This is a genomic window from Methylopila turkensis (genome assembly GCF_027922325.1).
In the GTDB taxonomy this organism is placed as follows: domain Bacteria; phylum Pseudomonadota; class Alphaproteobacteria; order Rhizobiales; family Methylopilaceae; genus Methylopila; species Methylopila turkensis.
In genome coordinates this window covers 131,393-152,688 of record NZ_BSFL01000002.1, presented here as the reverse complement: position 1 = coordinate 152,688, position 21,296 = coordinate 131,393, and the positions used below count along the sequence as shown (strand labels likewise).

Genomic DNA, 21,296 nt, shown 5'->3' with positions numbered 1-21,296 from the left:
CGACGACGATCCCGCGTCGGGCGGACGGCGCCGTCAGCCCTCGCGGGGCCGGCTTCGGTGACCGCTTTGAGCGAGGTGGGGCGGCTTCCCGAAGTATTCGATCAGCAGGTCGGTCAGAACCCGCACCTTGCGTTCGGGGTGCTGTCCTCTCGGACGAACCACATAAGCGCCGGCCGCGGGCGGCGGATAGCGCGTCATGATCGGGACGAGCTCGCCCGAGACGATGTGGTCGTGCGTGACGCAGTCCGGCAGCCGGGCGACCCCCAGACCCGCCGCGGCCGCGGCCGCGAGCGCGACGCCGTTGTCGGCCTTGAACCGCCCCTGCGGGTGGACCGTGACCACCTCGTTTCCATTCTCGAACTGCCAGGTCTCCGTCCCCTGCATGAGGGCCTGGTGCTCGACGATCTCGTCCGGCGTCTCGGGGGCGCCGTGAGCCTTGATGTAGCCGGGGCTCGCGACGAGCTTTCCGTACATCGGCCCGACCCGCTTGGCGATCAGGTTGGAGCCCTGCAAGTAGCCGACGCGGATCGCGCAGTCGTACCCTTCCGAAACGAGATCGACGAAGCGGTCGCTGTAGCAGGCGTGGACGTGGAGCTCCGGGTGGCGCCGCGCCATCTCCGCCAGCACCGGGGCGAAGTGGGTCGGCCCGAAGGTCAGCGGCGCCGCGACCCTCAGCCGGCCGCGAAGGTGTCCGGTTGGAAGGATCGTTTCGCGCGCCTCGTCCATCTCGGCGCAGACCCGCGCCGCATGGTCCCGAAACGTGGCTCCGGCCTCGGTGAGGGCGGCGCCGCGGGTGGTGCGCGCCAGAAGCTGCACGCCGAGCTCCTCCTCGATGCGATGAAGCCGCCGGCTGACGATCGACTTCGACACGCCGAGCCTGCGCGCGGCCGCCGTGACGCCTCCCGCGTCGGCCACTTCCACGAACGTCCGCAGGTCCTCGATGTCCACGTCGGCGTTCCCCGTTGCGCGACACAGTTTAGCTCAAACCGACGCTACCGCCGCGCATTCCACAATGGCAACGTCTCGCCCGGCGTTCGGCGACGCAATCGGCGGATGTCTATGCAGATAAAGCTCATCAATTCGATATCCAAGGATGTAGTCGTGACGTTTCGTAACGGACTTGATTCCCTTTTGCGCCCCGAAGACTCGGTTGTTGTGCTGATCGACCACCAGCCTTTCCAGCTCACTAATCTGAATAGCCATGACCCGCATATGGCGATCAACAACGCGGCGGCGCTGGCCGCGACCGCGAAGGCGTTCGATGTCCCCGTTGTGCTGACGAGCGTGCTCGAAGCTCAGGGCGGCGTCATTTTCCCCCAGATCACGAGCCAGTTCCCCGGTCAGGAGGTGATCAATCGCACCTTCATCAACACCTGGGAGGACCAGAAGGTGGTCGACGTCGTCAAGGCGACGGGCCGCAAGCAGCTGATCATCGCCGGCCTTTACACCGAGATCTGCGTCGCCATGCCGGCCATCCAGGCCGCGGGCGAAGGCTGGGACGTCACGGTGGTCACCGACGCCTCCGGCGGCGTGTCGCTCGAGGCGCATCAGGTCGCGATCCAGCGCATGATCGCCGCCGGCGTGAACATGATCACGTGGATGGCCGTGCTGGGCGAATGGCAGCGCGACTGGGCGCGGACGGAAAAGCTGCCCGCGGCGGTCGAGGTGATGAAGCAGTACGCCGGCGCCAGCGGCATCGCCTTCCTGTGGGAGCAGCAGCTGCTCAACACGCCGGTGCCCGCCAAGGCCGTGCGCTGATCGAAACCTGATGGCAGGGTAGCGCCTGGTCGGGGGCGTCGCTTGGATGGCGACGCCCTTCGCCGCGGCGCGGGCGCAGGCGGTCCGCCGCCATAGACGCCGCAAGGACATCGTATGGACATCGGCATCGACAGCTTCGCCGCCATCCTTCCCGACCCTGCGACGGGCCGGCCGCCTTCCGCGACCGACCGGATGGCCGATCTGCTCGGCGAGGTCGAGGTCGCGGACCGCGTCGGGCTGGACGTCTTCGGGATCGGCGAGCACCACCGCGCCGAGTTCCTGGATTCCGCCCCTGCGGTCATTCTGGCCGCGGCGGCCGCGCGCACGAACCGGATCAGGCTGACCAGCGCCGTGACGGTGCTGAGCGCCGCCGACCCGGTGCGGGTGTTCCAGGAGTTCGCGACGCTCGACCTGATCTCGAAGGGCCGCGCGGAGATCGTCGTCGGCCGCGGGTCGTTCGGCGAGGCCTATCCTCTGTTCGGCCTCGACACGCGCTCCTATGACGCCCTGTTCGCCGAGAAGCTCGACCTTTTTCTGAAGCTGAGGGAACAGACCGAGGTCGCCTGGGAGGGCCGCTTCCGCCCCGCGCTCACCCGGCAGGGCGTCTTTCCGCGCCCACACCAGGCGCGGCTGCCGGTCTGGATCGGCGTCGGCGGCACGCCGCAGTCCTTCGCGCGCGCCGGCGCGCTTGGCCTCCCGCTGATGGTCGCGATCATCGGCGGCACGTTCGAGCGCTTCCGGCTGCTGGTCGACCTCTACCGTGAAACGGGGCTCGCGGCCGGCCACGATCCCGCCAAGCTGACGGTGGGCGTCCACGCCATCGGCTTCGTCGGCGAGACCGCGCAAGCGGCCAGGGAGGCCTTCTTCCCCGGCTGGGCGCATCTGATGTCGACGGTCGGGCGCGAGCGCGGCTGGCCGCCGCCGACGCGTCAGCAGTTCGAAGCGATGGCTGGGCCGGAAGGCGCGTTCCTGATCGGAGATCCGGCGACCGTCGCGGCCAAGATGGTGCGGGCGAGCGAGGCGCTGGGCGGCGTGTCGCGGATCACCTTCCAGATGAGCACGGCCTCGCTTGAGACGGCGGCGATGAAGCGTTCGATCGAACTGCTGGGCGCCGAAGTCGCGCCGATCGTCCGCGCCGCCCGGCCCGCGCCATGAGGGACGCCGCAGGACGAGGCGCCGGCGTTCCGCGGCGGCGTTTCGACGTTCGATCCCAATGAAGCAGGAGGGAAGGGATGATTGAGCTCATCATCGAGCAACGGCGCAAGAACCTGGGCGGCTTCGAGGTCGGCCGCGTGCTGCCCTTCGCGAAGCGGCGCATGGTCGGTCCGTTCATCTTCTTCGACCACATGGGACCGCTTGATCTGGCGCCCGGCGTCGATCGCGGCCTCGACGTCCGCCCGCATCCGCATATCGGCCTGTCGACCGTCACCTACCTGTTCTCCGGCGAGATCATGCACCGCGACAGTCTCGGCTACGAGCAGGCGATCCGCCCGCAGGAGGTGAACTGGATGACCGCGGGACGCGGCATCACGCACAGCGAGCGCTTCGAGCATGCGCGCGTCCATGGCGACCACCTGCACGGCGTCCAGGCCTGGGTGGCGCTGCCGACCGAGTTCGAGGAGACCGCGCCGTCCTTCTCGCACCACGCCGGCCTCGATCTGCCGCAGTGGAGCGACGTGGGCGTCCATGGCCAGCTGATCGCCGGGAGCGCCTATGGCCTCACCGCAGGCGCCAGGACGCATTCGCCGCTGTTCTACGCCCATCTCGACATGGAGCCTGGCGCGACCGCCGAGATTCCGAGCGAGCACAAGGAGCGCGCGGTCTATGTCGCGACCGGGGCGGTGGAGATGGACGGGCTGCGCTACGAGGCTGGCAAGATGCTGGTGCTCGGCGCCGCGGCGTCGCGCGTGAAGGCGTTGGAGCGCTCGGCCGTCATGGTGCTCGGCGGCGAGCCCGTCGGCGAACGCTTCATCCACTGGAACTTCGTGTCGTCCTCGAAGAACCGCCTCGCCCAGGCGGCATCGGACTGGAAGGCCGGACGAATGAAGCTGCCCGACGCCGACGACGAAGAGTTCATTCCCCTTCCGGACGAGCCGGCGCCTCCCCCGCCGCCGATGTCGTGAGGCGAGGGGACCGCGCGCCGTCCGGCCGAGCGTCAATGGTGGCTCCGCGCTCCATGGCCGCCTCAAGTCAGGTTGAAAGCCTATCCCGCCGCGATCGTGTCGAGGAAGGCCGTCGCGGCCTTGGTGGCGTAGCGGCTCTTGTGCCTGAGCGCGGTGAAGCGGCGGCGCGGCAGCGCCATGGCGACTTCGACCAGCGCGCCGGATGACAGCGACGACGCCGCCACGAGCCGCGACATGACGGCGGCGCCCGCGCCGGCCTCCACCGCGGTCCGCACCGCCTCGTTCGACGAGAACTCGATCGCCACGTCGAGGTCCGAAAGGCCGCCTCCCGCGGCCCTCATGACGGCCTCCAGCGCCGACCGCGTGCCGGACCCAGGCTCCCGCAGCACCCAGCGCGTGGATGTGAGATCGCCGGCCTGGATCGTCCGTCCGTCCGCCCAGGGGTGGCTCCTGCCGACCACGAGCGTCATCTCGTCTTCGGCCACGGTGAGGGCCGCGAGCGCCGGGTCGTCCACCTCGCCCTCGACGATCCCGATGTCGGCCTCGCCGTCGTGGACCAGCGCCGCCACGCGTTCGGTGTTGGCGATTTCGACCGCGACCGAGACGCCGGGATAGGCGCTCGCGAACCGGTGGATGAGCGGCGGAAGCCAGTAGCTCGCGACCGTCTGGCTGCCCGCGAGCGCGAGGCGGCCTTTCTTGAGGCCCGCGATGTCGGCGAGCACCGCCTCGGCCGCCGCGGCCCGCGCCAGCACCGCGCGGGCCTCGCCGAGAAAGGCCGAGCCAGCGTCGCTCAGCACGATGCGGCGGCCGACCCGGTCGAACAGTTTGGTGGCGTAACGCGCCTCTAGCGCCGACACCGCGGCGCTGACCGCCGACTGGGTCAGGCGGAGGTCCGCGGCCGCGTTGGTGACGTGCTCGCGCTCGGCGACCGCGACGAAGATGCGGAGCTGCTCCAGCGTCACGGTCGGGGCCTCAGGTCAGCAGCTTGACCAGCCCCAGGCTGAAGACGGCGATGAACAGGAACGAACAGAGCCCGAGCAGAAGCGGGCGGAAGCCCCGCGCGCGCAGCTCCGCGATGTTCGCGCCGATCCCCATGGCCGCAAGCGCCACGGTCAGCAGGAGAGTAGTGACGGGGGCCGCGAACTCCTTCACCTCGACCGGGATCGCGAACACGCTGTTGACGACGATCAGCGCCACGAAGCCGAGAGCGAACCAGGGCGTCGGCGCGTTCGCGCGGCCGGCCGGGCCCGCCCCCGTCGCGCGGGCCGCGATCAGGCCGAGCGCTATGACGACGGGCGCGAGCATCATGACCCGGGCGAGCTTCGCCACCGTGCCGAATTCGCCGGCGGCCTGCCCCTGCGCGAAGCTTGCGCCGACCACCTGCGCGATCTCGTGGATCGAGGCGCCGGTCCAGAGCCCATAGGCCAGCGGATCGAGGTTCAGCACGCCCGGCAGCAGCGGGTAGGCCAGCATGGCGACCGTGCCGAACAGGGTGACGCAGGCGACCGCGTAGGCGACGTCCTCGTCCGGGGCGCGCGTCACCGTGTTGGCCGCCATGATCGCGGAGGCGCCGCAGATCGACGTGCCGGCCGCGATCAGCTGGGTGAGGCCGCGGTCGACGCCGAGCCGGCGGCCGAGCCAGGTCGTGACCGCGAAGGTCGCGATCAGCGTGACGACGATGGCGACGACGCCGCCGGCCCCGACCGCGATCACCTGAGAGATCGTGAGCTGAAGCCCGAGCAGTACGATCGCGATGCGGAGCAGCCGGCGCATGGCGAAGGTAAGCCCCGCCCGCGCGACGTCCGGCACGCCGATCAGATTGCTCATCACGGCGCCGAGCGCGATCGCGAGGATCATCGGGCTGAGCGAGCCCATGCCGGGGGCGAGGCGAACGCCATAGGCCGCCGCCGTGATCAAACCCGCGAGCGCGATCCCGGGCAGAAGCGCCGCGACCGGTCCGCGACGCGCGTCCCCGTCGGTCCGGACGATCTTCGCATTTGAATCGGCGACTGCGGCCACGACGATCTCCAATCGTTCGGCGCAGCATCGCGATCCCCTCGCTTTCGATCCAATTCATTATTACGGCCAATATGTTCGCCGCAGACAAACGATCGATCTAGTCGGCATTATCGTCGCCGCCTCCGCTCGCCGATGTCCGCGACCGGGCGCGCGGCGGGGTCCCGCGCCGCCCGATGTCATCCGGCTGAGGGGCCGCGGCTCAACGCGGGGTTCGAACGGCGCTTCGGGCTTTATCCGCCGTGGACGCGCACGGTCGCGAAGCGGCCGAGATTCACGCCGTGCATCTCGCGCAGGCGGGCCTCCTGCGCACGGCGTTCGGACGCGTCCGCCGCCGGCGACGCGTTGAGCGGCGGGCGCGCGCTTCGCTCGGCCAGAAGCCGGCGGAGTTCGCTGTTCTCCCGGCGCAGCGCTTTCAGCTGACGAACGCCCGACGGCGTCAGCCCGTCGAACTTGCGCTTCCAGCGGTAGAAGGTGCGCACCGAGACGTGGGCGGCCGCGCAGACCGCCTCCATGGACGCGCCGTTCGAGACTTCGCTCAGAAGAACGGCGATCTCTTCGTCGGTCAGACGCGACGCGGCCATCTCGTGAACCTCGCGGCTTCACGCTCTCCGCTCGGCGTCGCGCCGCGCGAACAGGCATGCACAATCTCGGTGCAGAATGGTCCGGAACGGAAGCGCTGGCAACAGCCTTCCACCCGCGTCGGGCGATGCCGGAACGCAGGCGAGCCCGCTCAGATGCAAGGTCCGGCGCGACGCGCCCGGCACGACAGCGCACGTCGGCGCAGCCGCGACGTCTGTCAATTTTGACATTGCGCCTCACACGACCCCGAGGCGCCCAATCCGCGCGCGCCACGACCGATTATTTGGCCTTGCCGCTCAAGGGATCCGGCTCTCAGCTTCAAGCGCCCGAAATTCTCTCGAAGGCGTTTGGCGATGAGCAAGTTCGACCGCAGAAGCTTCCTCATGACCACCGCGGGCCTCGCGGCCGGCGCAGCCCTGCCGCTCGCCGCTCCGCCGTTGATCCGCTCCGCCCGCGCGGCCGGCCCGGTGAAGCTCGGCTGCCTGTTCTCCTCCTCCGGCACGATGGCCAACCTCGAAGGCCGCATGAACTTCGTGGCCAAGATGGCGGCCGACGAGATCAACGCCGCGGGCGGCGTCAACGGCTCGACCATCGAGGTGGTGACGTCCGACCCCGCGTCGGACTGGCCGCTCTACGCCCAGATCGGCCGCCAGATGCTCGCCGAGACCAAGGTCGCCGCGCTGTTCGGCTGCTGGACGTCCGTCTCGCGCAAGTCTGTGCTGCCGGTCGTCGAACAGAACGACGGGCTGCTGTTCTACCCGCTTCATTTCGAAGGCGACGAGAACTCCAAGAACGTCGTCTACGTGAATTCGCCGCCCGCGAGCTCCGTGCTGCCCGCCGTCGACTACCTTATGAGCCCGGACGGGGTGGAGGCGAAGCGCTTCTTCATGATCGGCTCGGACTACGTCTGGCCGCGCACCATCAACAAGCAGCTCAAGGGCTACTGGAAGTCGAAGGGCATCGAGGAGAGCGCCTGGAAGGAGGAGTACGTGCCGTTCTCCTTCTCGAACTTCCAGACCATCGTGAACCAGATCCGCGCCTTCGCGGACGCCCCCGGCGGCAAGTGCGTGGTGGTGCTGACGGTCGTGGGCTCCTCGATCCCGGACTTCATGCGCGAGTTCGCCAATCAGGGCATCTCGTCGTCCGACGTGCCGGTGCTCGGCCTCGACATGGTGGAGGCCGATCTCGAGGGCCTCGACACGGCGAAGATGGTCGGCCACCTCAACTGCTGGGCCTATCTCCAGCAGGCCAAGGGCGACGCCAACGTCAAGTTCCTTAAAAGCTGGTCGGACTACGTGACCAAGACCGGCGCGCCGTTCAAGAAGGACGTCGCGATCGACCCGATGGTTTCGACCTACGACGCCGTCCATCTCTGGGCGATGGCCGCCAAGAAGGCAGGATCCTTCGACGTGCCAGAGGTGCGCAAGGCGTTCGACGGACTGAGCTTCGACTGTCCCTCGGGCTACAAGATCGGCATGACGGCCGAGAACAACTACGTGTCGCGCGGCGTGTTCATCGGTTCTGTCAACGAAACCCAGGGCTTCGACGTGCTGTGGCAGTCGCCGGACACGCCCAAGCCCGTGCCGATGAGCCAGTACTGAGCCGAGACCGCCTCAGCGTCCGCATGCGCAAGTCCCCGACTCTCGACGCCCGTCATCCCCCGGCTTGTCCGGGGGATCCAGGCTCCATCGTCGAGCGCCGCGCGACGGAAAGCTGGATGCCCCGGACGAGCCGGGGCATGACGCGGTTCATTCGGAAAGCGGCGGCGATCGTCCTGGCGATCGCCTTCATGGCGGCGCCCGCTCTCGCGCTCGACCGCGCCGCGATCGTAGCTCAAGCCTGCGGCGGACCCGGGAGCATGACGGAGGCCGCGGCCGCGCTGACGGCGGGCGTCGCGACCGCGTCGAAAGACGACGCCGCCTGGGCCGCGACGCTCTCAGGCGCCGCGATCGAGCGGACGCTGAAATGCGGTTCGCCGCCCGTGATCGCCGCGCCCGCGGGCGCGCGCGACGCCGCGACGCTCGCGCCGGCGACGTCTGCCGATGGGACCTCTCCGCTGCTCAGCCTGAAGAACCGGCCGCTGTTCGAGACCGCCCGCGCGGCTGCAACGCTGTTTTCGGGCGTAACCCAAGGCGAACGCGGCGCGGCGCTCTCGGCGCTGGAGCGGCGGGCCGGCTCCCTGCCGCCGGAACTGTTCGAGAAGGCGGCGGATGCCGAAACCGACGTCGGCCTCAAGGAGCGCATCCTCGGCGTCGGCCAGGCCGCGCTGCTCAATTCGCCGGACGTCTCGAAGCGGATCTCCGCGATCGAGCGCATCTCGGTGAGCGCCGACCGCCGCTCGCTCACGCAGGTCGCGGGGCTGAAGACCGATCCGGCCTACGCTACAGATCAAGCCTTCAAGGCGGCGGTCGACGCCGGGGTCGCCTCGATCGAGCGGCGGCTCCAGATCTCGAACGCGCTGAACACGCTCTACAACGGGCTGTCCTTCGCCTCGATCCTGTTCATGGCCTCGGCGGGGCTCGCGATCATCTTCGGGCTCATGGGCGTGATCAACCTCGCCCAAGGCGAGTTCATCATGATCGGGGCCTATGTCACCTACGCGGTGCAGGAGGTTCTTCGCGCCGCGGCCCCCGACCTGCTCGACTGGTACCTGATCGTCGCGATCCCGATCGTGTTTCTTGCGACCGCGGGCGTCGGGGTGTTCCTGGAGGCGACGCTCGTGAGGCGGCTCTACACGCGGCCGCTGATGACCCTGCTCGCGACCTGGGCGGTGAGCCTCCTCATCGTCAATCTCGTCCGCGTGGGCGTCGGGACGCAGAACCTGCAGTTCGTAACGCCGAGCTGGATGTCGGGCGGCCATCTGCTGATGGGAGACTTCATCGTCACCTGGAACCGGCTGTTCGCGATCGTCTTCGCCGCCGCGACGCTCGTCCTCACATGGGTCGTGCTGAAACGCACGCCGCTCGGATTGAACATCCGCGCCGTCACCCAGAACCGCGCCATGGCGGGCTGCCTCGGCATCGCGACCCGGCGGGTCGACATGATGGCGTTCGGGCTGGGCTCCGGCCTCGCCGGCTTGGCGGGGCTCGCGCTCTGCCCGATCTACAACGTGAATCCGCAGATGGGCTCCAACTTCATCGTCGACAGCTTCATGGTCGTGGTGCTGGGCGGCGTCGGCACGCTCGCCGGCACGGTGATCGCCTCCCTCGGAGTCGGCCAGATCAACGTGCTGATCGAGCCGCTCTATGGGGCGGTGGCCGCCAAGGTCATCGTGCTGCTGATGATCATCGCGTTCCTCCAGTGGCGGCCCGATGGGCTGTTCGCCGTGAAGGGACGCCGGAAGTGACCGACAAGGCGCACATCCTCAGCCGCGCGTTCGAGGACCGCATCTTCGTCGGCGTCGCGGCCGCAGTCGCGCTCGCGGCGGTCGTCGTGGCGCTGTTCCCCGGCCTGTCGGGCTACCGCGTCAACATCGCGGGCCAGCTCGCCTGTTTCGCGCTGCTCGCGCTCTCGCTGGACCTGATCTGGGGCTACGCGGGAATCCTCAGCCTCGGCCACGGCCTGTTCTTCGCCATCGGCGGCTACGTGATCGGCATGCACTTGCTGGAGCATGCCGTCGCGACCACGGGCGTCACGCCCGACATCGTCCAGTTCATGGGCTGGAAGGCGCTGCCGGACTGGTGGGGCCCGCTGGAAAGCTTTCCGGTCGCGCTCGTCGCGGCGCTCGGCGTTTCGTTCGCGGTCGCCTTCGTGTTCGGCTGGGTGTCGTTCCGCTCGCGCGTCGGCGGCGTCTATTTCGCGATCATCACCCAGGCGCTGGTCTATGTCGCGATGCTGCTGATGTTCCGGAACGACACCGGCTTCGGCGGCAACAACGGCATGACCGGCTTCCAAACGATCTTCGGCGCGCCGTTCCAGACGCCGGGCGTCGCCAAGGGACTGGCGGCGACGTCGCTCCTCGTGCTGTTCGCGGCTCTGGTCGCCTGCCGCCTGCTGATGATCGGCCGGTTCGGCCGCCTGCTGGTCGCGACCCGCGACGACGAAACGCGGCTGCGCTCGCTTGGCTACGAGACGCTGCGGCTGAAGCTCGGGGTCTGGTGTCTGTCGGCCGTTCTCGCCGCCATCGCGGGCCTGCTCTACGTGCCGCAGGTCGGCATCATCAATCCGCGGGTGCTGTCGCCCGAGCTCTCGCTCGAGATCGCGGTCTGGTGCGCGATCGGCGGACGCGGACGGCTCGCGGGCGCGGTGATCGGCGCCGTGCTGGTCAACGCGATCAAGTTCTCGCTCTCCGCCACTATGCCGGAGCTCTGGCCCTTCGTTCTGGCGGGCCTCGTGATCCTGGTCGCGCTGATCTTCCCGAACGGGCTGCTCGACATTGGCCGCTGGCGGCCGACGTGGATCTCCCGCCCTGACGTCCTTCAGCCGGGGGACGCCAAGCCGTGACGGTCGCTATTCTGGTCGAGGCGCTGACCGTCGAGTTCGGACGCTTCCGGGCGATCGACGACCTGTCGCTCGCGATCGACTACGGCGAGGTCCGCGCGGTGATCGGGCCAAACGGCGCCGGCAAGACCACGCTGCTCGACGTCATCTCCGGCGTGAGCCGCGCCAAGACGGGCCGGATCCTGTTCGACGAGAAGCTCGAGCTGACACGCGCCTCGGAAGCCCAGATCGCGCGCTCGGGCGTGCGCCGAAAATTCCAGAAGCCGAGCGTGTTCGAGGCGCTGACCGTCCGCGACAATGTCGAGATCGGGCTCGGCGGCGCGATCGACGCCGTCGCCCGCGAGCGCGTCGACAAGACGCTCGAAACCGTCGGCCTCGCGGCCGAGGCCGGCCGTCTCGCGGGCGAGCTCGCGCATGGCCAGAAGCAGTGGCTCGAGATCGCCATGGTGGTGGTGTCCGAGCCCAAGGTGCTGATGCTCGACGAGCCGGTCGCGGGCCTCACCGACGAGGAGACCGAACGCACCTCCGCGCTGATCCGGGCGCTCAAGAGCCCGGAACGGGCCGTCATCGTGGTCGAGCACGACATGGACTTCGTCGAGACCGTCGCGGACCGGGTCACCGTGCTGCACGAAGGCCGCACGCTGTTCGAGGGCTCGATGGCCCGCGCCCGCGCCGACGCCCGCGTCGTCGACGTCTATCTGGGCCGGTGACCGCCATGAAGCTCTCCGTCCGCGACCTCGACCAGCACTACGGCTCGGCTCAGGCGCTCCGCCGCGTCAGCTTCGAGATCGCGCCCGGCGAATGCCTCGCGGTGCTCGGCCGCAACGGCGCGGGCAAGTCGACGCTGTTGAAATGCCTCGCGGGCGTGCTGCCGGTCACGCGCGGCGCGATCGCGTTCGACGGCGTGGACATGGCGCGCGCGGCCAGCCACCGGCGCTCCCGCGCTGGCCTCGCCTACGTGCCTCAGGGCCGGGAGATCTTCGCGGAGCTGACCGTAAAGGAGAATCTCGTCGCCGCCGCCCGCCCGCACGGGGCCGCGACCGACGAGGCGTTTGAGGAGGTCTACGGCCTCTTCCCCGTGCTGCGCGAGATGGCGGGCCGGCGCGGCGGCGCGCTTTCAGGCGGCCAGCAGCAGCAGCTCGCGCTCGCCCGGGCGCTCGTGACCAAGCCACAACTGCTGGTACTCGACGAACCAACCGAAGGCGTCCAGCCCTCGATCGTCCAGCTGATCGAGACCGTGCTGACAGGCCTCAAGGGCCGGCTCTCGATCCTGCTGGTCGAGCAGTATCTCGATTTCGCGACTGCGGTCGCGGACCGCTTCGTCGTGCTTTCGCGCGGCCGGCTCGTCGATCAGGGCGAGCGCGCGGAAATGAGCCGCGAGCGGCTCTCGAAATTCATGTCCGTCTGAAGAACAGCGAGGGGAGCCCATGGCCCGCCATCATACGATCTCGTCCGCGCCCGAAAACATGGTCTGGGGCTATCTCGACTCGGCGCTGGAGCCGGTCATCAGGATCGCCTCGGGCGACACCGTCACGCTGACCTCCTTTCCGGCCGGCGGGAAAGAGTGCCTTCCGCCGGACGCGAGCCGCGTGCCGGCGGACTACATGGCGGCGCTCGACACGCTCCGCCAAGGCGGCGGCCCGCACTTCATCACCGGGCCGGTCTATGTCGAGGGCGCGAAGCCCGGCGACACGCTGCAGGTCGACATCCTCGAAGCCAAGCCCACCATGGACTGGGGCTTCGTGGCGATCCTGCCGCTGCTCGGCACGCTTCCCGACGAGTTCACCGACTACGAGACCATCCACCCCAAGATCAGCCCGGCGGGCGACGTCTGCACCATGCCGTGGGGCGTCGACATCCCGCTCGACCCGTTCTTCGGCATCATGGGCGTCGCCCCGCCCCCGGCCTGGGGCCGCGTCGGCTCGCCGGTGCCGCGCGCCTTCGGCGGCAACATGGACAACAAGGAGCTGAAGCCCGGCGTGACGCTTTACCTGCCGGTGTTCAACGAGGGCGCCCTGTTCTTCGCAGGCGACGGACACGGCGTGCAGGGCGACGGCGAGGTCTGCATCACGGCGCTCGAAATGGGCATCGAGGGCACGTTCCGCCTCACCGTCCGCAAGGACATGGCGGTCGATTTCCCCTTCGCCGAAAGCGAGACGCACCTGATGTCGATCGGCCTCGACGAGGACCTCGACGACGCCGCCAAGCAGGCGGTGCGCGAGATGGTGAGGCACGTCTGCCTCCGCTCGAACCTCACTCGCAACGAGGCCTACATGCTGTGCTCGCTCGCCGGCGACCTGCGGGTGACGCAGCTCGTGGACGGCAATAAGGGCATCCACATGATGCTGCCGAAATCGATGATCTGAGGCGCGAGGCGGCGCGCGAACGCGACGTGCGTCGCCCGCCCCGACCTTGGAATGGACGTAGCCGCGGGCGGCCGATGAAAGGGGCGGCTTTCGCGGTCCTGCCACCAGCCGCTGTCTTGGATTCAGGACGTCGAAGCCGGGCGAGACGCAAGGTCGCCCAGGAGGCCCCGGACCCCGCGATGGCGTCGCTGGCGACGATCGCCTAAAATATCGACAATCGCCGATTTATCGATATAAAGTCCTCCATGACTTGAGGAGGCGACATGCCCGACACGCTCAGCGACCACGAGGCCTCGGCCCTCGACGCCTTGTCGGCGCTCGGCCAACAGACCCGGCTCCGCATTTTCCGGCGCCTCGTCACGACGGCGCCGGAGCCCCAGCCTGCGGGCGATATCGCCGAGGCGCTTGGCTGTCTCCAGAACACGCTCTCGACCCACCTCGCGATCCTCGCGCGCGCCGGGCTGATCACCGGCGTCCGCGACGGGCGCTCGATCCTCTATGCCGCCAACTTCGACGGCATGCGCGGCCTCGTGAACTACCTGCTCGAGGATTGCTGCGCCGGGCGTCCCGAGGTCTGCGCGCCGGTGTTCGAGGCCCTTTCCGACCGTTGCGATTGCGAAAACACCGACCTCATGGAGACCGCCAATGTCCGATGAGTCCGCTCGTCCCTTCAACGTCCTGTTCCTGTGCACGGGGAACTCCGCGCGCTCGATCATCGCCGAGTGCGTGATGAACCGGGAGGGCCAGGGACGTTTCAGGGCCTACTCGGCCGGGAGCCACCCGCGCGGCGAGGTGAATCCGTTCGCGCTCGACCTGCTGAAGCGCACCAACTTCGATGTCTCCGGGCTGCGGTCGAAGTCCTGGAACGAGTTCGCACAAGACGGCGCGCCGGAACTCGATTTCGTGTTCACGGTCTGCGACGACGCCGCCGGCGAGGAATGCCCTTATTGGCCGGGGCAGCCGATGTCGGCGCACTGGGGCATGCCGGACCCCGCCGCCTACCAAGGCTCGAACACGGATAAGGCGCTCGCCTTCGCCGACACGATGCGCGGCCTGACGAACCGCATCTCGGTCTTCGTCAACCTGCCGCTCAAGACCATCGACAAGCTCTCGCTGCAGCGCCGCCTCGACGAGATCGGCAAGACGCACCCCTCGGCCGCCTGATCTCATCCGAAAGCCCGTCATGTCCTTGTTCGAGCGCTACCTGACCGTCTGGGTCTTCCTCTGCATCATCGTCGGCGTCGCCCTCGGCTACGTCGCGCCCGGCCTGTTCCAGGCGATTGGCTCGCTCGAGGTCGCGAACGTGAACCTGCCGGTCGCCCTGCTGATCTGGCTGATGATCATCCCCATGCTGGTCAAGGTCGACTTCGCGGCGCTGCGCGAAGTCGGCTCGCATTGGCGGGGGATCTCCGTGACCCTGTTCATCAACTGGGCGGTCAAGCCGTTCTCGATGGCGCTGCTCGGCTGGCTGTTCATAGGCTGGCTGTTCCGACCCTACCTGCCTGCGGACCAGATCGACAGCTACATCGCCGGCTTGATCCTGCTCGCCGCGGCGCCCTGCACCGCCATGGTGTTCGTGTGGTCGAACCTGACCAAGGGCGACCCGCTGTTCACGCTGAGCCAGGTCGCCGTCAACGACGCGATCATGATCGTCGCCTTCGCGCCGATCGTCTCGCTGCTGCTCGGGCTGTCGTCGATCACCGTGCCTTGGGACACGTTGCTGCTGTCGGTCGGCCTCTACATCGTCGTGCCGGTGATCGCGGCGCAGGCGCTGCGGCGGCAGGTTCTGACCTCCGGCGGACAGGCCGCGCTCGATCGTCTGCTCGCGCGCATCCAGCCGCTCTCGCTCGTCGCCCTGCTCGCGACGCTGGTGCTGCTGTTCGCCTTCCAGGGCGAGCAGATCATCGCCCAGCCGCTCGTCATCGCGCTGCTCGCGGTCCCGATCCTAATCCAGGTCTACTTCAACTCCGGGCTCGCCTACCTGCTGAACCGCGCGACCGGCGAGGCGCACTGCGTCGCCGGGCCGTCCGGGCTGATCGGGGCGTCGAACTTCTTCGAACTCGCGGTGGCGGCCGCCATCAGCCTGTTCGGGTTCAAGTCCGGCGCGGCCCTCGCCACCGTCGTCGGCGTGCTGATCGAGGTTCCCGTGATGCTCTCGGTCGTCTGGATCGTGAACCGCTCGAAGCCCTGGTACGAGGCCCGCGGCGTGCGCGCGGCCGCCCCCGAAACCCGCTCCTGAGGAGGCCGCGATGACCGAGGCCGTCACCATCTGGCACAACCCCGCCTGCGGCACGTCCCGCAACACGCTGGCGATGATCCGGGCGGCCGGCATCGAGCCGACCGTCGTCGAATATCTGACGGCGCCGCCGTCGCGTGACGATCTCACGAAGGCCATCGCCGCCGCAGGCCTCACCCCGCGCGAGGCCGCCCGGGAGAAGGGAACGCCGTTCGCGGAGCTTGGCTTAGGCGATCTGTCCGTCACCGACGACGCAATCCTCGACGCCATGCTGGCCCACCCGATCCTCATCAACCGCCCGTTCGTGTTCGCCTCGCGCGGCGTGCGGCTCTGCCGCCCCTCGGAGCTGGTCCTACAGATCTTGCCGGCGCCCTTGGCCGACGACTTCACGAAGGAGGACGGCGAGGTCGTGAAGGCGGGACCCGCCTCGTGAGCGATGTTCCGAACCTCGACGAGGGCTCGTTCCGCCCGACGGATCTCTCCCGGCTCCACGGCCCACGGAAAACCCATCCGCCGCGGGTGCTGCTGCTCTACGGCTCGCTCCGGCCCGTCTCCTACAGCCGCCTGCTCACCCTGGAGGCCGAGCGCCTGCTGAAGCGCTTCGGCTGCGAGACGCGCGTCTATGACCCCGCGGGCCTGCCGCTGCCGGACGACGGCCCGGTCGACCATCCGAAGGTCCAGGAGTTGCGCGAGCTGTCGCTGTGGTCCGAGGCGCAGGTCTGGACGAGCCCGGAGCGCCACGGCGCCATGACGGGCGTGATGAAGTCGATGATCGACTGGATCCCGCTCGCGGTCGGATCGGTGCGCCCCACGCAGGGGCGCACGCTCGCGGTGATGCAGGTCTCCGGCGGCTCGCAGTCGTTCAACGCCGTGAACCAGATGCGCGTGCTCGGGCGCTGGATGCGCATGCTGACGATCCCGAACCAGTCGTCGGTCGCGAAGGCCTTCCAGGAGTTCGGCGAGGACGGCCGGATGAAGCCGTCCGCCTATTACGACCGGGTGGTCGACGTGATGGAGGAGCTGGTGAAGTTCACGCTCCTCACCCGCGACGTGTCCGACCACCTGACCGACCGCTACAGCGAGCGCAAGGAGAGCGCCGCGGCGCTCGAGGCGCGAGTGAACCTCAAGCAGGCCGTCTGAGGCGTGGAGACGGCCTCGGCGCCGCCCGGCGGCCGGATCGCGGTCTCACTGCTTGGGATCGCGCAGATTGTCTCTTGGGGCTCGAGCTTCTACCTGCTCGCGGTTCTGGCGACGCCGATCTCGGCCGACACTGGCTGGCCGCTCGCTTGGGTGGTCGGAGGCGGGTCGGTCGGGCTGCTCTGCTCCGGGCTCGCGGCGCCCTTCGTCGGCCGCATGATCGACGGCTTCGGCGGGCGGCCGACCATGGCCGCCGGCTCACTGCTGATGGGCGCGGGCCTTGCGACGATCGGCTCGTCGACGAGCCTCGCGGGTTATCTGCTCGGCTGGGCCGTGCTCGGCCTCGGCATGGGCGCCGGGCTCTACGACGCGGCGTTTTCGACGCTCGGACGGATCTACGGCGCGTCGGCGCGGCGCGCGATCACCAACCTTACGCTGTTCGGCGGCTTCGCCAGCACGGTCTGCTGGCCGCTGTCGGCGCTCGCCGTCGAGCATGTCGGCTGGCGCGGCGCCTGCTTCGCCTACGCCGCCGTCCAGGTGCTCGCCATGGCTCCGGCGCTGTTCCTTCTGTTGCCGCGCGAGGCGCGAAAAGCCCCGGCCGCACCCAACCGTGCCGGCGCCGGCGTGACGACCTCCCGCGAGCGACGGACCTTTCTGCTTCTGGCCGCGATCCTGATGGCGAACGGCGCGGTCCAGACGACGGTGTCGGTGCACCTGCTGACGATCCTGCAGGCCCAGGGCATGCAGCTCGCCGCGGCGGTCGCGGTCGGCGCGCTCATCGGTCCGTCGCAGATCGGCGCCCGCGTGGTCGAGATGCTGGTCGGAGACCGCCTCCACCCGACCGCAACGCTTGCCTGCGCGGGCGCGCTGGTCGCAGTCGGCATGATCCTGTTCGCGATCGGCGCCGGACCCGCCGCCGTCGCGGTCGTGCTCTACGCCGCGGGCAACGGCGTGTGGTCGATCGCCCGCGGCACGGTTCCGCTCGCGCTGTTCGGCGCCGAGCGCTACCCGGTCGTGATGGGGCGACTCGCTGCGCCGAACCTGGTCGTGCAGGCAGCCGCGCCGTTCGCCGCCGGGCTGGTGATCGCACGAGCCGGACCGGAGACGACGCTCGAGGCGCTGGCGGCGGTCGCGGCTGCGAACGTCATCGCGGCCACGGTCCTCGTCCTTAGGCGCTAGCTTGATTGATGGCGGCCCCACCGGCCCAATCCAGCTTGCCCGTCGTCGTGCCCAAGGGAGGAAAACAGGAGGCGCAGCCGCTCCACGGAAAAGCAGGGCGTCGAAATCCTCAGCCCGCCGCTGCGCGGTGACGCCGTTAAACCGTCGACCAGGCTCCGCCGCCGTCCAGATCATTTCCAGATCAACGTTTTAGCCTCTTCCACGGCTTTCATGCAGAGCGCTTCGTCGCCCCGCTGGTCATGAGCCTGCGCCTCGAGGACCTTGGCGGACGCGCTCTTCGTTCCGCCGCCCTCGTTTCCGCTCGGGGACGCGGCTGGGTTATCGGCTTTCGCCTGATTGCCCGGCTTGTCTCTTGCGTCAGCGGCGCTCGCCTGTTGCTGCAGCGCTTTTATCTCGTCGGAGCATTTCGCGAACGCGGCGAAAGGGGTCATCAAACCGACGGCCAGAACGGCAATGACGTAGCGTCTCATCTCCGGGTCTCCTTCCCATGAAAGCGCCGGTTGTGCGGCTTGCCGGGAAAACGCGTCGGCGGAGCAAACTGTTCAATGTGCGACCTCCGCTCGCGGACGAAGGGTCGAGCCGCGACCAGCGAACGGAGGCGGGCGATGTTGGACCGCGTGGGCGATCTGCCGTCGATGCCGAGCATCTTCCATAGGCTATGAGGCGCCAATCGTCCGCAACGGCGTGTAGGGCCGAAAACTCGTCGCGGCTCGATGGAGAATGCCGTCCAGCCGGAAGGCGCCGCTCGACGCGGCGGCGAAGGACGGCAAGGCGGCGGCCGGGCGGACTTAAAATTCGGCGGAAGAGAACCTGATCCGGACGAAAAGCGGGATACTTTTCGGGATGCACGGACGTCGCCTGACGTTCGAAAAGTCCTCAGATTTCAGTCGTCTTGGGGCTGTGGAAAAGGCAGGTGGCGGAGACGGAGGGATTCGAACCCTCGAGACCCGTTTCCAGGTCTGCTCATTTAGCAAACGAGTGCCTTCAGCCTCTCGGCCACGTCTCCGGCGCAGCGAGGGGTACGCGAAGCGCGGGCCGGGGTCAACGGCCGCGAGCGGCGTCGGAAAGGCCTCGCAGGGCGGGGGGCGATCATGGCGCCTGAGGGCGTCCGCGCCGGCGCGCCACGGCGGCCGCGAGCGGCGTTCGTTCGAGCGTTGGTCAAGCGCCTTGGGCGCGCGCCGACAAGGCCGACGCCTCGTTCGATCGCGATCCAGCCCGAGGCGAAGCGCGGGGCGGTCGCGTCAGGCCTGGCCGAGCCAACGGCGGGCGGCGCGCTGCGCCTCCGCGATCTCGTCCGCGGCCATCTCCAGCGCCAGCTCCTTGCGCAGGCGGGCGGCCTCCGCGACGCCCTCGCGGGCGGCGAGGTTGAACCACTTGTGCGCCGCCACCCGGTCGACGGGGACCGAGCGGCCGACCGCGTACATCAGGCCGAGCTGGAACAGCACCGTGCCGGTCGCCGCCGCGCCCATCGCGCCGCAATCGATCGAAGACATCTCGTAACGCGCCATCGGACCTGATCCTTCGTCATGGCCGTCCGCCCGGTTCCTGCGCCGTCGGCGGCCGAATACTTGGTGGGGGAGCGCTTCCCCGGCTCGAAGATCAGTCTGAGCGCAGACATATACGATGCGATTAAAAGTCGACGTAAATCCAAGTTAAATGAAGTTCAAACGAGACGTAAATTCGAGCTTTCTTCACCATCGAAACCTTTGGCCTTCTTGGGGACGGACGCGCGGGCGCACGGGACCTGGAACCGGGCGGTTCACTCGCCGGCAACCATGCCACGCGAAGGCGCTTGCGCCGGGCTCGCGGGACGCTCCCGGGGGCGAGACCCGCCGCCGCGCGCCGATCTGCTGTAATCTCGGCGCCCGATGAGCTCCGATTCGCCCAAGCCGCCCGCCGCGCCCGGCCGCGGACCCGACGCCGAACGCCGCGAGGCCGAGCGGCGCGAGCGCGCGGCCGCGGCGCTGCGCGAGAACCTCAAGAAGCGCAAGGCGCAGGCGCGCGGCCGCAAGGAGGCCGCGGCGCCGCGAGACGAGGGCGGCGGGGAGGGCGGCTGACGACGCCGGCCCCGCCGTTTGTGCGGGCGCGGCGCTTGCGCTAGACCCACGCTTTCGCGCGGCCGTCCCTCGTTTCCTCCGTCCGCGTCCAGACTGTCGAGGAGGTCCGATGGACCGCATCCGCATCACGGGCGGTCCGCCGCTCGTCGGCCGCATACCGATCTCGGGCGCGAAGAACGCGGCGCTGCCGCTGATGATCGCGAGCCTGCTCACCGACGAGACCCTGATCCTCGACAACGTCCCGCGCCTCGCCGACGTCGCGCTGCTGAAGCGCATCCTCGGCAACCACGGCGTCGAGGTGACGGTGGAGGGCAAGCGCGCCGGCCAGGACGAGTTCCTTGGCGAGACCGTGCGCCTGACCGCGCGCGAGATCGTCGACACCACCGCTCCCTATGATCTCGTGTCCAAGATGCGGGCGAGCTTCTGGGTCATCGGCCCGCTGCTCGCGCGCATGGGCGAGGCCACGGTGTCGCTGCCGGGCGGCTGCGCCATCGGCACGCGGCCGGTCGATTTCTTCCTCACCGGCCTCAAGGCGCTCGGGGTCGAGCTCGAGATCGACCGCGGCTACGTCATCGCGAAGGCCCCCGGCGGGCTCAGGGGCGGGCGGGTCACGTTCCCGAAGGTCTCGGTCGGCGCCACCCACACCATCCTGATGGCGGCGGCGCTCGCGCGCGGCGAGACCGTGATCGAGAACGCCGCCCGCGAGCCCGAGATCGTCGATCTCGCCGACTGCCTCATCAAGATGGGGGCGAAGATCGAGGGCGCGGGAACCTCCACCATCGTGGTCGCGGGCGTCGAGCGCCTGCACGGCGCCAGGCACAGCGTGCTGCCGGACCGGATCGAGACCGGCACCTACGCCATCGCCGTCGCCATGGCCGGCGGCGACGTGGTGCTTGAGGGGGCGCGGCGCGACCTGCTCGACGCCGCCTTCGACGTGCTGGTCGAGGCCGGCGCCGAGATCACTCAGCTCAACGACGGCGTGCGCGTCGCCCGAAACGGCCACGGGATCGGCCCGGTCAATGTGACGACCGCGCCCTATCCCGGCTTCCCGACCGACCTGCAGGCCCAGCTCATGGCGCTGACCGCGCGCGCCAAGGGCTCGTCGACCATCACCGAGACGATCTTCGAGAACCGCTTCATGCACGTGCAGGAGCTCGCCCGCCTCGGCGCCCGCATCCAGCTCGACGGCGACACGGCCACGATCGAGGGCGTCGACGCGCTCAAGGGCGCGCCGGTGATGGCGACGGACCTGCGCGCCTCGGTCTCGCTGGTGATCGCGGGTCTGGTCGCGGAAGGCGAGACGATGGTCAACCGCGTCTACCACCTCGACCGCGGGTTCGAGCGGCTGGAGGCCAAGCTCTCCCGCTGCGGCGCCTCGATCGAGCGCGTTTCGGGCTGACGG

Annotated in this window: 23 protein-coding genes and 1 tRNA gene; 17 read left to right on the top strand and 7 right to left on the bottom strand. The window is 69.1% G+C overall.

The genetic code is table 11. From position 1 onward, the window contains the following. Window positions 1-33: 33 nt before the first annotated feature. Window positions 34-948 carry a LysR family transcriptional regulator gene (locus PKE78_RS07390; protein ID WP_271200235.1) on the bottom strand — a complete coding sequence of 305 codons (915 nt, stop codon included), beginning with the start codon at window positions 946-948 and terminating at the stop codon, window positions 34-36. Between the two features lie 153 nt (window positions 949-1,101). On the opposite strand from PKE78_RS07390, the gene PKE78_RS07385 reads away from it, so the two are divergent. The 3 genes from PKE78_RS07385 to PKE78_RS07375 all read left to right on the top strand — a co-directional run bounded on the left by PKE78_RS07385 (window position 1,102) and on the right by PKE78_RS07375 (window position 3,881). Next, window positions 1,102-1,758, top strand: a complete 657-nt coding sequence (locus PKE78_RS07385; protein ID WP_271200947.1) for an isochorismatase family protein — start codon at window positions 1,102-1,104, stop codon at window positions 1,756-1,758. Between the two features lie 114 nt (window positions 1,759-1,872). Continuing rightward, window positions 1,873-2,913, top strand: a complete 1,041-nt coding sequence (locus PKE78_RS07380) for an Atu2307/SP_0267 family LLM class monooxygenase (RefSeq protein ID WP_271200234.1) — start codon at window positions 1,873-1,875, stop codon at window positions 2,911-2,913. A 77-nt stretch (window positions 2,914-2,990) separates the two neighbouring features. Next, entirely contained in the window at window positions 2,991-3,881 is an 891-nt protein-coding gene (locus PKE78_RS07375; RefSeq protein WP_271200233.1) for a pirin family protein, read from the top strand. A gap of 80 nt (window positions 3,882-3,961) precedes the next feature. Here PKE78_RS07375 and PKE78_RS07370 read toward each other — a convergent pair whose 3' ends face one another. From PKE78_RS07370 to PKE78_RS07360, 3 genes are all read right to left on the bottom strand, one after another. Next, window positions 3,962-4,843: a LysR substrate-binding domain-containing protein gene (locus PKE78_RS07370; RefSeq protein WP_271200232.1), complete on the bottom strand. Its 882-nt coding sequence runs from the start codon at window positions 4,841-4,843 to the stop codon at window positions 3,962-3,964. A gap of 10 nt (window positions 4,844-4,853) precedes the next feature. Next, window positions 4,854-5,870, bottom strand: coding sequence for a YeiH family protein (locus tag PKE78_RS07365; protein ID WP_271200946.1), 1,017 nt, complete (start codon window positions 5,868-5,870; stop codon window positions 4,854-4,856). Window positions 5,871-6,130: 260 nt separating this feature from the next. Further along, the gene (locus PKE78_RS07360) at window positions 6,131-6,481 is read right to left on the bottom strand and encodes a transposase (protein WP_271200231.1); all 351 of its coding nucleotides are present in this window, start codon (window positions 6,479-6,481) and stop codon (window positions 6,131-6,133) included. 351 nt (window positions 6,482-6,832) lie between these two features. Between PKE78_RS07360 and PKE78_RS07355 the strand changes: the two genes are divergently transcribed. From PKE78_RS07355 to PKE78_RS07300, 12 genes are all read left to right on the top strand, one after another. Beyond that, window positions 6,833-8,080, top strand: a complete 1,248-nt coding sequence (locus PKE78_RS07355; RefSeq protein ID WP_271200230.1) for a transporter substrate-binding protein — start codon at window positions 6,833-6,835, stop codon at window positions 8,078-8,080. 137 nt (window positions 8,081-8,217) lie between these two features. Continuing rightward, window positions 8,218-9,825, top strand: coding sequence for an urea ABC transporter permease subunit UrtB (gene urtB, locus PKE78_RS07350; RefSeq protein WP_271200229.1), 1,608 nt, complete (start codon window positions 8,218-8,220; stop codon window positions 9,823-9,825). Then, entirely contained in the window at window positions 9,822-10,922 is a 1,101-nt protein-coding gene (urtC, locus tag PKE78_RS07345) for an urea ABC transporter permease subunit UrtC (protein ID WP_271200228.1), read from the top strand. The genes urtB and urtC overlap by 4 nt, the downstream gene beginning before the upstream one ends. Then, window positions 10,919-11,629 (top strand): ABC transporter ATP-binding protein, encoded by a 711-nt coding sequence (locus PKE78_RS07340; RefSeq protein WP_271200227.1) that lies wholly within the window; start codon window positions 10,919-10,921, stop codon window positions 11,627-11,629. The genes urtC and PKE78_RS07340 overlap by 4 nt, the downstream gene beginning before the upstream one ends. Window positions 11,630-11,634: 5 nt before the next feature. Then, complete coding sequence (urtE, locus tag PKE78_RS07335) at window positions 11,635-12,327, top strand: urea ABC transporter ATP-binding subunit UrtE (RefSeq protein WP_271200226.1); 693 nt, start codon at window positions 11,635-11,637, stop codon at window positions 12,325-12,327. Between the two features lie 19 nt (window positions 12,328-12,346). Further along, window positions 12,347-13,285, top strand: coding sequence for an acetamidase/formamidase family protein (locus PKE78_RS07330; RefSeq protein WP_271200225.1), 939 nt, complete (start codon window positions 12,347-12,349; stop codon window positions 13,283-13,285). Window positions 13,286-13,548: 263 nt separating this feature from the next. Further along, entirely contained in the window at window positions 13,549-13,941 is a 393-nt protein-coding gene (locus tag PKE78_RS07325; protein ID WP_271200224.1) for an ArsR/SmtB family transcription factor, read from the top strand. Beyond that, on the top strand, window positions 13,931-14,449 hold the full coding sequence (locus PKE78_RS07320) for an arsenate reductase ArsC (RefSeq protein ID WP_271200223.1): 519 nt from the start codon (window positions 13,931-13,933) through the stop codon (window positions 14,447-14,449). The genes PKE78_RS07325 and PKE78_RS07320 overlap by 11 nt, the downstream gene beginning before the upstream one ends. A 19-nt stretch (window positions 14,450-14,468) precedes the next feature. Next, window positions 14,469-15,524, top strand: a complete 1,056-nt coding sequence (gene arsB / locus PKE78_RS07315; protein ID WP_271200222.1) for an ACR3 family arsenite efflux transporter — start codon at window positions 14,469-14,471, stop codon at window positions 15,522-15,524. Between the two features lie 10 nt (window positions 15,525-15,534). After that, a complete protein-coding gene (gene arsC, locus PKE78_RS07310) occupies window positions 15,535-15,954 on the top strand; it encodes an arsenate reductase (glutaredoxin) (RefSeq protein WP_271200221.1) in 420 nt (139 codons plus the stop codon). Next, entirely contained in the window at window positions 15,951-16,661 is a 711-nt protein-coding gene (gene arsH / locus PKE78_RS07305; RefSeq protein ID WP_271200220.1) for an arsenical resistance protein ArsH, read from the top strand. Before arsC ends, arsH begins: the two co-directional genes overlap by 4 nt. A gap of 3 nt (window positions 16,662-16,664) precedes the next feature. Further along, window positions 16,665-17,837: an MFS transporter gene (locus PKE78_RS07300; RefSeq protein ID WP_271200219.1), complete on the top strand. Its 1,173-nt coding sequence runs from the start codon at window positions 16,665-16,667 to the stop codon at window positions 17,835-17,837. Window positions 17,838-18,007: 170 nt separating this feature from the next. Here PKE78_RS07300 and PKE78_RS07295 read toward each other — a convergent pair whose 3' ends face one another. The 3 genes from PKE78_RS07295 to PKE78_RS07285 form a co-directional block, all read right to left on the bottom strand. Continuing rightward, window positions 18,008-18,307, bottom strand: coding sequence for a hypothetical protein (locus PKE78_RS07295; protein WP_271200218.1), 300 nt, complete (start codon window positions 18,305-18,307; stop codon window positions 18,008-18,010). 444 nt (window positions 18,308-18,751) lie between these two features. After that, window positions 18,752-18,843, bottom strand: a tRNA-Ser gene (locus PKE78_RS07290). 235 nt (window positions 18,844-19,078) lie between these two features. Next, window positions 19,079-19,345, bottom strand: coding sequence for an SEL1-like repeat protein (locus tag PKE78_RS07285; RefSeq protein ID WP_271200217.1), 267 nt, complete (start codon window positions 19,343-19,345; stop codon window positions 19,079-19,081). 360 nt (window positions 19,346-19,705) lie between these two features. Here PKE78_RS07285 and PKE78_RS07280 point away from each other — a divergent pair, with 360 nt between their 5' ends. Together PKE78_RS07280 and murA are read left to right on the top strand one after the other, a co-directional pair. Then, window positions 19,706-19,894: a hypothetical protein gene (locus PKE78_RS07280; RefSeq protein WP_271200216.1), complete on the top strand. Its 189-nt coding sequence runs from the start codon at window positions 19,706-19,708 to the stop codon at window positions 19,892-19,894. A gap of 109 nt (window positions 19,895-20,003) precedes the next feature. Beyond that, window positions 20,004-21,293 (top strand): UDP-N-acetylglucosamine 1-carboxyvinyltransferase, encoded by a 1,290-nt coding sequence (murA, locus tag PKE78_RS07275; protein ID WP_271200215.1) that lies wholly within the window; start codon window positions 20,004-20,006, stop codon window positions 21,291-21,293. Window positions 21,294-21,296: the final 3 nt, after the last annotated feature.